The sequence below is a fragment of the Bacillus sp. JJ1474 genome, assembly GCF_036965225.1.
Classification (GTDB): Bacteria; Bacillota; Bacilli; order Bacillales; family Cytobacillaceae; genus Cytobacillus.
The window spans coordinates 1-12,802 of sequence record NZ_JBALPC010000139.1; the positions used below are offsets into that span (position 1 = coordinate 1).

General features: G+C 36.0%; 12 protein-coding genes. 4 read left to right on the forward strand and 8 right to left on the reverse strand.

Going from position 1 to position 12,802, the window contains the following annotated elements; genetic code table 11:
* The first annotated feature begins 167 nt into the window (after window positions 1-167).
* From V7164_RS16645 to V7164_RS16655, 3 genes are all read left to right on the forward strand, one after another.
* Window positions 168-353, forward strand: coding sequence for a hypothetical protein (locus V7164_RS16645; RefSeq protein WP_335354641.1), 186 nt, complete (start codon window positions 168-170; stop codon window positions 351-353).
* A 107-nt stretch (window positions 354-460) separates the two neighbouring features.
* Entirely contained in the window at window positions 461-1,075 is a 615-nt protein-coding gene (locus tag V7164_RS16650) for a hypothetical protein (protein ID WP_335354642.1), read from the forward strand.
* Between the two features lie 124 nt (window positions 1,076-1,199).
* Window positions 1,200-2,249 carry a M42 family metallopeptidase gene (locus V7164_RS16655; protein WP_335354643.1) on the forward strand — a complete coding sequence of 350 codons (1,050 nt, stop codon included), beginning with the start codon at window positions 1,200-1,202 and terminating at the stop codon, window positions 2,247-2,249.
* A gap of 67 nt (window positions 2,250-2,316) precedes the next feature.
* Here the strand turns inward: V7164_RS16655 and V7164_RS16660 are convergent, their stop codons facing one another.
* From V7164_RS16660 to V7164_RS16695, 8 genes are all read right to left on the reverse strand, one after another.
* Window positions 2,317-3,276 carry a C40 family peptidase gene (locus tag V7164_RS16660; RefSeq protein ID WP_335354644.1) on the reverse strand — a complete coding sequence of 320 codons (960 nt, stop codon included), beginning with the start codon at window positions 3,274-3,276 and terminating at the stop codon, window positions 2,317-2,319.
* Window positions 3,277-3,533: 257 nt separating this feature from the next.
* Window positions 3,534-5,426, reverse strand: a complete 1,893-nt coding sequence (selB, locus tag V7164_RS16665) for a selenocysteine-specific translation elongation factor (RefSeq protein ID WP_335354645.1) — start codon at window positions 5,424-5,426, stop codon at window positions 3,534-3,536.
* Window positions 5,427-5,436: 10 nt separating this feature from the next.
* Window positions 5,437-6,156 carry a YwaF family protein gene (locus tag V7164_RS16670; RefSeq protein WP_335354646.1) on the reverse strand — a complete coding sequence of 240 codons (720 nt, stop codon included), beginning with the start codon at window positions 6,154-6,156 and terminating at the stop codon, window positions 5,437-5,439.
* Between the two features lie 47 nt (window positions 6,157-6,203).
* Window positions 6,204-6,884: a diphthine--ammonia ligase gene (locus V7164_RS16675; RefSeq protein ID WP_335354647.1), complete on the reverse strand. Its 681-nt coding sequence runs from the start codon at window positions 6,882-6,884 to the stop codon at window positions 6,204-6,206.
* Window positions 6,885-6,987: 103 nt separating this feature from the next.
* On the reverse strand, window positions 6,988-10,122 hold the full coding sequence (locus tag V7164_RS16680) for an SMC family ATPase (RefSeq protein ID WP_335354648.1): 3,135 nt from the start codon (window positions 10,120-10,122) through the stop codon (window positions 6,988-6,990).
* Entirely contained in the window at window positions 10,119-11,264 is a 1,146-nt protein-coding gene (locus tag V7164_RS16685; RefSeq protein WP_335354649.1) for an exonuclease SbcCD subunit D, read from the reverse strand. The genes V7164_RS16680 and V7164_RS16685 overlap by 4 nt, the downstream gene beginning before the upstream one ends.
* 232 nt (window positions 11,265-11,496) lie before the next feature.
* Window positions 11,497-11,697, reverse strand: a complete 201-nt coding sequence (locus V7164_RS16690; RefSeq protein WP_066288596.1) for a cold-shock protein — start codon at window positions 11,695-11,697, stop codon at window positions 11,497-11,499.
* Window positions 11,698-11,898: 201 nt separating this feature from the next.
* Entirely contained in the window at window positions 11,899-12,036 is a 138-nt protein-coding gene (locus V7164_RS16695) for a YvrJ family protein (protein ID WP_066288600.1), read from the reverse strand.
* Window positions 12,037-12,232: 196 nt separating this feature from the next.
* Between V7164_RS16695 and V7164_RS16700 the strand changes: the two genes are divergently transcribed.
* The gene (locus tag V7164_RS16700; RefSeq protein WP_335354650.1) at window positions 12,233-12,511 is read left to right on the forward strand and encodes a phage holin family protein; all 279 of its coding nucleotides are present in this window, start codon (window positions 12,233-12,235) and stop codon (window positions 12,509-12,511) included.
* Window positions 12,512-12,802: the final 291 nt, after the last annotated feature.

The following is a 12,802-nucleotide window of genomic DNA, read 5'->3' on the forward strand; positions in this document are numbered from 1 at the left end:
ATTTACAATATATTATTAGTATTATTTCTTCAAAATTCTGCAAAAAATTCAAAAATTATCGGATGATAAACGAAATTTATTTACAATAATTTTTCACCTTATTCAGTCCTTTCACCCGAACAACCCCCTCTTTTTTTGCATAAATTGTAGTAAAGGAGGGATACATTATGAATCCATTAGCTTTACTATATTTAGCATGTATTTTGGCTGGACTTGCTTTAATGAAGGTTCCTACATCTGCTGTGATCACGGCAGGTATCGCGAGTTTATTTCATATTTTAGGCGTAATTGCAATCATCGTTTTCTCTTTGGCGCTGCTTTATCTAGGAGTCAAAGCTTTAATTGGTAAATAAAATGAATCAGGAGATCTTTACATGATCTCCTGGTGTACATAAAGACAAGTTAGAATATTGAAACTCTTTTACAATTATTCCGTCATATTATTAAAGGAGTTAAAATTATGAACAAGTACTTATTTCTGCTCATTGGATTTCTTTTATTAACGGGATGTGCTGAAAAAAAAGCGGAATCACCAAAACCAAAAGGGACTGCAGAAGAAATAAAAATTGAAGAGTATTTTCCTCAAGAGAATAAAACATATGTATACCGAGGTGAAGGGAATGAATATGCAGCCTTTACTGAATTTTTTTATCAAAGAACAGACAGCTATCTTCCTTCTATTGTTGAAAATGGCGGAACTAGAATATTAAAAATTTATAAATTAACGGATAAAGGAATTTATCAGGTTTATGATCGGCCTGAATTCTATGATGAAGAGATTCCACCTTTGGCAGAGTTAGAAAAGCAATTTAACCTTGTCCCACTTTTAATAAAACCATTACAAGTAGAGAAATCATTTAATGGCTTTACAATAAGTCATACAAATGCGGAGCTGTTGCTCCCTATTGGTAAAGTAAAAAATGTCGTCATCATCGAACAGTATGATAAGGAAAATGAGACGATTGTCCGAAAGTATTGGGCACCTGGTATGGGGATGGTTAAGCAGGAATTTGTTTCATCTGAAAAGAATACAGAAAAATTCTCAGTTACGTCAGAGCTTGAAAAAATTCATTAATCATAGTATGGCATGCTAATTACACCATTTCGGTTTTCAAGCATGCCTCTTATTCATTTATTATGAATGTATAAAGCAGTATAATAGGAAGGATCCATGATTTTCATAGAGAGGGGCCATACATATGTCATATCCTAATACAGATGAAATTTTTCAATTAATTTCTAAGCTTGTATCCATTCCAAGTCCATCTGGAAATACAAATGATGTCATTACATTTGTCGAAAATTATTTAAAAGAAATAGAGATCGAAACAAAAAGAAATCGCAAAGGCGGTCTAATTGCAACGATTGGCGGCCAGGATGATACGAACCATCGAATGCTTACAGCTCATGTAGACACACTTGGTGCGATCGTTAAGGAAATAAAACCGAGCGGAAGGTTAAAGCTTGATCTAATTGGCGGATTTAAATATAACTCTATTGAAGGGGAATATTGCGAGATTGAAACAGCATCAGGAAAAAAATATACCGGGACAATTTTATTGCATCAAACGTCCGTCCACGTATACAAAGATGCGGGCAAGGCTGAAAGAAACCAGGATAATATGGAAGTGCGTTTAGATGAAGTAGTAAAAAATGCAGAGGAAGTTCGTGCCTTAGGCATTGAGGTCGGAGATTTTGTCTCTTTTGACCCTAGAGTGGAAATAACACCGTCTGGATTTATTAAATCAAGACATTTAGATGATAAGGCAAGCGTAGCCATTCTTCTGCTATTAATTAAACAAATCAAGACCGAGAAAATCGAACTGCCCTATACGACCCATTTTTTAATCTCTAATAATGAGGAAATTGGTTATGGTGGTAATTCAAATATTACTCCAGAAACAGTTGAATATTTGGCTGTTGATATGGGAGCCATGGGTGATGGTCAATCTACTGATGAATACACAGTATCTATTTGTGTAAAGGATGCAAGCGGACCTTACCACTATGGTTTAAGAAAAAGACTTGTTCAGCTTGCAGTGGATAACCAAATTGATTATAAGCTAGATATTTATCCTTTTTATGGATCAGATGCATCTGCCGCAATCCGGTCAGGTCATGATATCGTTCATGGCTTAGTTGGACCTGGAATTGATTCATCCCATGCTTTTGAACGTACTCATAAGTCTTCCATTGATAATACAGCTAAATTACTCTATCATTACGTTTTATCAGAAATGATCGAATAAACACTAGTAAACCAAGCCCTTGTTAGTGGCTTGGTTTACCTTTTTCTGCAAACAAAAAATATCTAATTTAAAATGCAGTTTTCGCACCCAAGTAACGGGTTTTCCAATAGGTTAGAGTCATATCGCTAATTATGACCCCAGTAGACGATCCAGAGTGGATAAATTTATTGTTTCCTAGGTAAATTCCTGCATGTGATGGACCTGATGAACTAGTATTAAAGAACACAATATCCCCTAAGTTTGGTGATGAAACTGGCTTTGTTGCATTCCAAATGGTTATGACTGTTCGCGGAAAAGATATTCCTGCATGATTAAAAACATAGTTTAAGTAGCCGCTGCAATCAAATCCCGCAGGTGAGCTCCCTCCCCAAACATACGGTACACCTATATATTTCTTTGCTTCAGCAATCAGAGCATCAACCTTTGAAACTGCACTTTCTTTAATTTGAGTTGCAGGTGCCTGTTGTACCGTTAATTTTTGACCTACATAAATGACATTAGAATTTAAACTATTCATAGACATTAACTGTGAAACAGATAAATTATTTTCAGTTGCTATTTTCCAAAGAGAATCTCCATTTTGGACTGTATATGTATTAATTGAATCAGGACGATCAACTGGAGGGGCAGGCTGAGCTGGCTTGACAAGTAGTTTTTGCCCAGGATAAATAAAGTCAGAATTCAGATTGTTCAAACTTTTTAATGCGTCAATCGTTTGTTTAGTGGAATTGGCAATTCCCCATAATGTATCACCGCTTTTGACAATATAGTAATCTGCTTCTCTATTAACTTCTTCATGATTATGTGGTGCCATTAGATTCAAACTTTGTCCAGGATAGATAACGTAATCTGTAAGGCTGTTCCATTCCATAAGCTGACTAATAGATAGATTGTTTGCTTGGGCAATTTTCCATAACATATCACCCGATCGAACTTGATAAGTCAATTCGTGAGCACTTGCAGGATTCTGAAATGCAGTAAATACTAGGCCAGCTGCTGCAGTCATTGTCAGTAGTTGCTTTCTCATGGTGACCACTCCTTATTTTTTCTTATACACCCTTATTTTAGTAATAATTCTATTAAAATCCTATATGTAAAAATTGGCTCAGTTAGTAATTCAATCCTATAGATGTCAAAACTGGCGATACTGCTAGGATCCTCCAAAAATCCATAGGTATTTAATCCTAAAAACTAGATCTAAGTAACCCCTAGATAAATAAAGCAAGTTAATTATTTGTTTAGCACGAAAAAAAGAAGCTGATTGTAATCAGCTTCCCCATGAATTTATGCTCTGTCCTGCCACACCCTTTTATTTTCGACTCTCTTTGTATAACCTAAAGAATCAAGCTTCTCTAGAAATGGGATCATATACTTACGTGAAAGATCGAGGATGTCTTTTGCATCACCTACTTCAAATTCTATAGTGGTTCTTGCTCTTAATTGTTCAACAGCTTTATTGAAGTGCTCCGCATGCCAATAGAATTGTTCGTCAAGGGAGATCACTTCTTCGATATCCGTTAGAAATTTTGTTAGGTCTAGTATTAAATCATTTGGAATTCCGGCTTTCGTAATATAATCATTGAAATACTTAACCTTTAATCCGTCTTTTTTCAAATCTGCAAGCATATTTTCGGTGCGCTTCTGCCAGCTTTTTGGTACATGAGGCGTAAATTCGCTTAGGAAAACAAATTGATCCTTCTTACCGAAAACACTTGTTTCAATCCCCTGCTCTAACACAAATTCTGCTAGTTTCTTAGGGGATTGTTTACTAATTAATTGCAAGAGCTCTGCCCTATTCATCCCTGCTTTCAAAGTACTCTCACCGTGAAAATCCTGTAAGAGAGTCTTCATGTCTTTTTCAATTGATTCCTTGATTATAAACAGGGTGTACTCTTTTCCGCCATATAGGAGAAACTCTTCATCCATTAAATAGTTTTGAAGCTCTTGTTCCGCAATAGATGTTCTTTTCAAAATCTCTTGAAACGGCAAACTTTTTGCCTCATAAAGTGCAGCATAAATTCTTTCTTTTGGTGTACCTTCTTTTTTCTTTTCAAGGTCATCAACTGTCTTTTGTCCAAATCGATATTTTTCTCCTCTTGGGTCAATTACCCAACCTCCGCCAATTGTCTCCTGTGGACTAGGACGTCTTAAAATAAAGCGGTCCCCTCTTTTCGTGACAACCTCCTCGTCCAAGCGGATTTGACAAAGGATTTCCTCTGCTTCCGACTTTATTTCATTACGATCAAATAACACAATCCGCCCCATAACCTCAGCTGTTCCAATATGACATTTGATTGGCATGCGCTGCTTAACCAAATATTCTAAATCCCCTACAAGACGAAGGGCGACATCAATTGTTTGCGTGACAATAAAATGCTCTGAAGAGACTAGCACATCACCACGCTGAATATCCTCCTTTGCAATTCCGGACAAATTAATGGCAGTCCGCTGACCCGCATAGGCGCTTATAGCTGGTTTATGGTGGACTTGAAGCTGCCTTGCACGAGTTTCCAGCCCTTTTGGCATAATCTTTAATGCTTGTCCTTCCTCTACTGATCCTTCATAAACAGTTCCTCTGACTACTGTACCCTGCCCTTTCACAGAGAACACTTGATCAATGGGCAGACGAAAAGCACCTCTAATATCTCTAGGATCCTGTTTTTTTAATTCATGAATAATGAAATGTTTCAAATCCTTTATTCCTTGACCAGTTAAACTATCGACAAGCATAAATGGTGCGTCTTCAAATACCGTACCTTTTAGTTCACCTAATATATCATCTTTTACAAGGTCAATAAAATCATTGTCAACACGATTAATTTTTGTAATTGCAATAATACCGTTCTTAATCCCTAATAAACCGAGTATATGTAAATGCTCACGGGTTTGCGGCATGACTCCTTCATCGGCCGCGACAACGAGTACAACTAAATCAATCCCAGCTACTCCAGCTATCATCTGTCTAATAAAGCGTTCATGACCTGGAACATCTACTACTGAAATTTCCAGCTCTTGATCTTCATATAAAGGAGCAAAACCAAGTTCAATTGATATTTGCCTTTCCTTCTCTTCTTTCAATCTGTCCGTATCAACATTGGTCAGCGCTTTCGTAAGCGTTGTCTTCCCATGATCGATGTGGCCCGCCATACCAATTGTGAAATATCTTTTCGTATTCAAAAGCTGTCACCTACCTCTGTATTGCTTTTACCTTTACTTTATTGCAAATTACGAGCAAAAGGAAGAAGAAAAACAAAGCTGCTCCCTCTAGAGCTAATATATAATAAGGAAACGGACCAAAATAATCTAATAATGATGCATTTGAAGGTTTATACGCTAGAAACATATAATTCCCGCCTGTCACCTTATTCGCTGCAAAAGCAAGACAAGCGCTCCCATTTAGAAATAAGAAAGACATGATTAGACCCTTTCCATTAGGTGTATAATCGTGGACTATCCAAAAATAAAAACAAGTCCAAATGATAAAGATATGAGTTATAAAAAATTGGAAATAACGAAAATGAGGAAAACCAAGAAATAACTCAGGCGTTATTACCGCCATTGCTGCTCCCGTTATCCCAATAAAGAAAACAATTTGAAATATAAAATTTGATTTAGAAGTAAGTAAAATAAGACAAAGAATAAGACTTAACGAACAGAGCTGTAGCGGTAACGTAAAAGATATATCCCAATAACCATCTTTAATAAGCCATATATGATACATGGCTTCCAAAACGAACAGACTTAAAAACATGAGAATTCTAACAGACTTATCATGTTCCTTCAAATAGTTTTTCTTTGAATAAAGTAATATCGTTCCACCTATTAAGACAATGATCATCATAAAATGCTGAAAAGAAAATGCTTCAAATGGAAAAAGAGAATATTCATGACCAAAAATTTTGTTCAATGAAGGATTCCTCTCTTTTATTTATTTTTTTTGTTCCTTGTCATTTTTCAATTCTTAGGCTGAAGTTCAAATTGGCTAAATTCAAGCTTCTTCGTAGTCTCCAATTGAATAATTTCCGGATTCTTAAGAATAATTTTCTGCTTAAACAATGGTCCATCATATACAAATGAATGATACTCACCCGATTCACCCATCGGACACATTTCCTTCGTCTTTACATCCTCTAAAAATGAAAAGTCCAGCTCTCTTCCTAGCCACATTTCATCTAGAATATCCTCCCGTATACGAATAACTGTTGCCTTATAACCAGATTGGAGATAATCCTCAAGCATACGAAGAGCATCTTCCTGCTTTCCCCATAGCGGATAAATAGCTTGAAGTCCAGCAGCTGCTGCCATCTTTTCTCCCCACTCACGATGACCTTGTAAATATAAATCACCAGAGGCGATGCCTTCTACATGATACTTTTCTTTTAATATCGTTAATGTATTGATAAAACTATCTGTATACTTCTCAAAGGTGGTGGAAATAAACTCTACAGGGATATCCAGGCACTCTCCTTGCAGCTTTACCAATTCTAATTTTTCACCATGTCCAAATGTTCTGCCCAATTCAATCGGCACGGTCGTCACTAAACAAACGACATCAATTCCATTCTTTGTTAATACGTCAAGACTGAGGCAGCCATCTTTTCCGCCGCTCCAAGATAAAGCCACTCTTTTTTTCATAGTAATCATCCTTCTTACTAATTTATGACTATATTAGCATAAATTGTACTCCTATTATGAAAAAGAAAGGATTGAATCATCGGATTCGCACCTTTCCATGATGTTAAGATAAAAATTGAAATTCTGTCTGACTTCCTGTTTGAGTTGCTATCACTTCTAGGCGGGCATCTATTCTTTCTTTGAGCTCAGGTACATGAGAAATAATACCAACCAGTCTTCCGCTGCTTTGTATATCCATTAATGCCTCAATAGCTTGATCAAGTGACTCTGGATCGAGAGTTCCAAATCCTTCATCTATAAACATTGTTTCTAATGAGACACCGCCAGCATATTGCTGAACAACATCAGCTAACCCTAATGCTAGAGCTAAAGCCGCTTTAAAGCTTTCTCCCCCAGATAAGGTTTTAACATGTCTTTCTTGTCCAGTATATTGATCAAAAACAAGCAGTTCTAAACCGCTTTGTACATTCCCTTTTGAACGATCCGTTTTCCTTAACAATTCATATCTTCCACTCGTCATTTTTCTCAATCTTCCATTTGCTTCTCTTAAAATATCGTCAAGAAAAGCAGCTAATACAAAGCGCTCAAAGGTAATACGGTACGTGTTTTGTCCCTTTGCGATATCATATAAATGACCAATTAATTTATACCTTTCTTCGAGTGCTTTCATACGCCCATTAATTTCATTAATATTTTCTGCTGTTCCTTCATTATGTTTTTTCTTCATATATAAATCCGTATATTCCTCTTGAAGCAAACGAATATGTTCCTCGTTTTCTTTAAATAATTCGTTAATCTGTTCTATATCGGGCATTTCAACATCCTTTAACAAGTAAGAAAGCTCTTCATAACGGTCATGAACGGATCGTAGCTCTTCCCGGTAATCCCTTAATGATTGATCTAGCATCTGAATTTCTTGTTCAGACTTCTTCGATTCATTGTATTCTGTGTACGTTCCAAAACCTTGATCATTCATCTTCTGAACAAATGCTTCTCTTTCCAAAGTCAATTGTTCTTTTATTCTATCAGCCTGTTTTTTGATGGTTTCATATTTAGCCGATTCTGCGAGGAAATTTTCCTTTGTGTCCTGATATTGCTGCTGCACAGTTTCCAAAAGCTTTATTAGATCCTCATGTTTTTTAACGGCGTTTTTCAAACGTGTTTCATAAACCTCAGCTGAATGTAGATCAGGAGGTATTTTCGCTATCATTCTTGTTAAATTGGTTTTTTTCTCTGTAAAATTAATGGTTTCATTATTTATTTGTTCTATGTTCAATTGAAGCTGCTTTAAATATATCTCTCTATCCTGCTCCAATAATTTTAGCTGGTTTAAGCATACTGGCATTTTAGCTTGTCTTTCGGATAATATGCTTTGATTCTGAACAAGTTCGTTTCTCTCCGCCAATATGGTTTCTTTCACCATAGGTAATGAATTAATTGTTAAATCATCACGCTGATTCTTTATTTCTTTAAGTTGTGAATCTAGTGCTTCTTTTATTGAATTTACAATTGACTGTGAATCATAAAAAGCTGACTCAGCCTTTCCTTTTTCCTTTTCAAGCTCATCTGCCTGTTTTTTTGCGGCTTTTAAATCTTTTTCATCAGGGATTGATTCTGAGACAGCAGCTACATTTGGATGATCCATTGATCCGCAAACAGGGCATGCTTCCCCATCAATAAGTTTATTTGCAAGTAGACTAGCTTGTCCATGCAGCCATTTTTGTTCCAGCAGGTCGATCGTTGCCTTTGCATCAGCTAATCGTGAAACAAAGTGATCATAATAACCTTTTCGTTTTTCAAAATTCAATTTTGCCTGATCATAGCGGAGAACTAATTCTTCGTACTTATTAAATCTTTGCATTTCTTCTTCTAATTTCTCTAATTTTTGAGCATTTTGAAGAAATGTAAGCTGTTCTCTCTCAATCTGTTGTTTTTCTTCTTGTAAAAGAAGGATGGCTTGTTCTGATTTCTTTAAAGAGTCTTCTAACTGTGACTTTTCAATCTTTCTTTCTTCAAGGGCTTTTTCAAGCATATTGACCTCTTTCTTCACAATGGACAGAGATTCAATGTCTTCTTTCATATTATTAAGAGAACTGATTTCCTCAGCTAGAGCCTTTCTTTCATCTTCCCGATTTTTTTCTTCTTCCCATTTCTTTTCATGCTCATCTAATAGATCTGACAGTGATGTAATCTTTGACTTTATTAACTGAAGCTCATGATTAGCCTCATCTGACTCTTTTTTCAAATGATGACAAAGCTCTTCCTGCTGAGCAAGCACGGCTGCTTTCTGGGCAAGATTAATTTTTTTCTCTAGTTGAATGTAAGCTTCCTTCTCATTATGAAGTTCAGTCTTTCTTTTTTCTAATTCTTCTTTAGCCTTTAGCTGCTTTACAGTGGTCTCTGCTTCAAATAGCTTTTGCTGAAGTAAATCCCGTTTTTCTTGTTTGCCTTTTAATTGATCTGCTAGCTTTGCCAACTCTGCAGCCATACATTCCATTTCTAACTGTAATAAAGGCATGATGAGTGCATCATTTACACTTCCTGCATTCAAATATCCTTTTAGCTCATCATTAAATATAGCAGAAATTTGCTGAATGGCTTGATCCCGGTTTTCTATTTGCTTTTCAACTGATTTCTTTAGATCGACTGCATCTTCCTTTAGCTTTTCTTCGATCCGCTTATACACTTGCGTATGGAAAAGCCGCTGCAAAATGACTTCCTTATCCTTACTCTCTGATGTAAGCAGCTTTCTGAATTCTCCTTGAGGAATCATTAATATTTGCCTAAACTGATTGCTGTCTATAATCATGATTTCTTTAATCTTTTCATCTACATCACGAATATTTGATGCTAGAATTTGCTTTTCTCCATTTTCATTGATCATATACAATTCAGCTTTTGCACCTATCGTTGTATAACCGTCCCCACGTTCCTTCTTCTTCTCCTGTTGAGGGGATCTTGTGATAATAAACGTTCTTTTTCTTAAAGAAAACTTAAGTGTTACCTCTGTTAGTAATTCATTTCTAGCAAATTGGCTTCTTAATTCAGGCCCATTTCGATCTTCTCCACTTGCTTTTCCATAAATAGCATAACTAATTCCATCAAAAATAGTCGTTTTTCCCGAGCCGGTTTTACCAGAGATCACAAACATCGTCCGATTCCCAAGCACTGTAAAATCTATAGTTTCTGTACCTGCATATGGCCCAAACGCCTGCATGATTAACTTTAAAGGTCTCATATAGCTGCACCATCCTTCAAAGCCTTTTCAATGACATCAGTCATAATAGCCTTCTTGTCATCAGTAAATTCCGAAGTTGTCATTTCTTGATAAAATTGTTGAAAAAGTTCAAGCTCAGACTTTTTCTCCTCTTTAACTGAGGTGAAGAACTGTTTCTTTTTCATATCAGTGATATCGATTTTTCGCTCAAGATGCAGAACATTTGGATAGATTTGCCGGAGCTTATTAATGGGATCTATTAAGGCGCCTTCATCATGGAGAATGATTTTCAAATAATCATCAACCATTTGCTTCTCGTAAAAACCTGGATCCATTAATTCATCCAAAAACCCTTCTATTTCCCTCATATCTTTTTGTGGAGAAAGTTTACGCACCCGCAAATCAAAATTGCCCTTTTCATCCATTTCGATAATGGAAACTGACTTTTCTTGTTTTGACTCCGAAAAAGAATACTTGAGAAGTGAACCTGAATAACGAATCCTATCATGTTTAAGAGCATCTGGGCTATGAAGATGACCGAGTGCTGTATAGGAAAATGGTTCAAATAATTCTGCTCCTACGCATCCAGATCCACCTACAGAAAGAGTTCTCTCCGACTCACTTGTTTTTCCGCCAAGAACAAAAGCATGACCAACGAGTACATTTGGTTCACTAGGATTCAAGGAATCTTCAATTCTCCCGATAACCGCTTTCATCGCGTCCTGATGCGTATGAATGGTGTCATCTGCGAACAATCGCCGAACAATTCCTGGCTCCGCATATGGGACAAGATAGAAATTAACACCATTAATATGTATTGGCCGAACGTTAGATTCTAGCTTACCTGATAAATAAAACTGACTTTTCTGGTACCATGAGCTCCCAAAAGATAAACGTTCTGCACTATCATGATTGCCGCCAATTGCCACAATAGGTGTTTTTAACTCTACATTGATTTTGAACAATATGTCATTGAGCAGTTCAACTGCCTCAGTTGGAGGTATCGATCGATCATATAAATCTCCGGCGATTACAACAGCGTCCGGCTTTTCTTCCGCAACAAGATCAACAAATTGCTTCAAGAAATAGCGCTGGTCTTCTGTCATATAAATTCCATGTACAAGCTTTCCTAAGTGCCAATCTGCTGTATGAATAAATTTCAAAATCTTCACCTTCTTATCTTATATATTCATAGTCTCAAATACACTCATTATATCAAATTTAAGTTTTTATAGGTCTGGAATAGAAGTCTGAGGAATTAATTACTAAGTGGATATCAGCATGAGAACATACGTACTTATTATAGCATACCCTACTGAAATATTTCTGATTTTTAATTAAATTTAGTAAAATAAAAAAACAGCCCCACAAAGCAGGACTGTTTATGATTTATGATTATAGTTTATTTACGTTAGCAGCTTGTGGTCCACGAGCACCTTCAACAACTTCGAAAGATACTTCTTGACCTTCTTCTAATGTTTTGAATCCTTCAGTTTGGATTGCAGAGTAATGTACGAATACATCGTTTCCGTCTTCACCTTCGATGAATCCGAAACCTTTTTCAGCATTAAACCATTTAACTTTACCGTTTTTCATGTAAAAAAATCCTCCTATAGGCTGTTGAAAGCCTTGTGTTAATTCACCATTCACAACGATTATAGCTTTTACTCCTCATTACTCATCCAAACAAAAGAATTCTTTGGAAATTTAGCTTTCAAAAATATAATACGATGCATAACGGCTGATTTAAATTTAGCATTTTTGGAATTGAAAGTCAATAATTGTGAATTATTAGAATTACTCCTTTAAACGATCAGGAAGCCCCTGAATGGAATTTACGACTACGTCTAGCTTCGCTTCTATTCTGTGCAGCAAAAATAGTGTCACAATGATCGGAAAGCCAACTTCGCTTATTAATGGTAAGAGCTCCTCCATTACTCCGCACTCCTTTCTATAATAATATTAAAAATTTAGCATTTCACCTCCTGTTACTTTCTATATATAGGTGCTATTCCAAAAAAGATATGGCTGCTATGTATTCTTCTATTTCAAAACAAGTTGGGATATAAAACAAGCCAAATTGCTTGAATCACATAATATATATAAACACTGAAATAGGAGGTGACTTTTTTTGAATCTAATTGAGTATTTAAACCAGAATTATATAATGCTAGTACCTGCTCTTTGGGTGTTGGGGTTTGCGCTTAAACAAACACCAGCCATCCCTGATTGGTTGATTATTTGGATACTCTTTATTGTATCAATCACAATTGGAAGCGTGGCATTTGGATTTTCTATAGATGGTTTTATTAACGGGATTACAGCTGCTGGAGTTGCTGTGCTAGGACATCAAATGTATAAGCAAACAATGATTAGAAATAGTTCTAATAAAAGTAAAAAAGGGCAATAAAAATACAAAGGCCTCCGATGAAGAGGCCTTTCCTATTGTCTCAAAAAAAATGACCGTTCATTAAAATGAACGGCCAAGTGTAGTTCACAAGACCTAAGGGAGGAGATCTTCCATATTATTTTATTAAATTTGTTCCATTTGGCTTGGACAATCCCTTCCGCATTTTCATTATTTTTTGGTTCTTAATGTATCAAATTTAATTTATTTCATTTTTTAAAGGGAACAATCATGTGTACAACATTAAGATGGCCTAATTTTATTTGTTTTCAGAACTGATAGTGCGTCCTTTGT

Bases quoted from the DNA above. Each gene is read 5' to 3' on its own strand.
- V7164_RS16645 (WP_335354641.1), top strand. From the start codon at position 168: ATGAATCCATTAGCTTTACTATATTTAGCATGTATTTTGGCTGGACTT.
- V7164_RS16650 (WP_335354642.1), top strand. From the start codon at position 461: ATGAACAAGTACTTATTTCTGCTCATTGGATTTCTTTTATTAACGGGA.
- V7164_RS16655 (WP_335354643.1), top strand. From the start codon at position 1,200: ATGTCATATCCTAATACAGATGAAATTTTTCAATTAATTTCTAAGCTT.
- V7164_RS16660 (WP_335354644.1), bottom strand. From the start codon at position 3,276: ATGAGAAAGCAACTACTGACAATGACTGCAGCAGCTGGCCTAGTATTT.
- V7164_RS16675 (WP_335354647.1), bottom strand. From the start codon at position 6,884: ATGAAAAAAAGAGTGGCTTTATCTTGGAGCGGCGGAAAAGATGGCTGC.
- V7164_RS16680 (WP_335354648.1), bottom strand. From the start codon at position 10,122: ATGAGACCTTTAAAGTTAATCATGCAGGCGTTTGGGCCATATGCAGGT.
- V7164_RS16690 (WP_066288596.1), bottom strand. From the start codon at position 11,697: ATGAAAAACGGTAAAGTTAAATGGTTTAATGCTGAAAAAGGTTTCGGA.
- V7164_RS16695 (WP_066288600.1), bottom strand. From the start codon at position 12,036: ATGGAGGAGCTCTTACCATTAATAAGCGAAGTTGGCTTTCCGATCATT.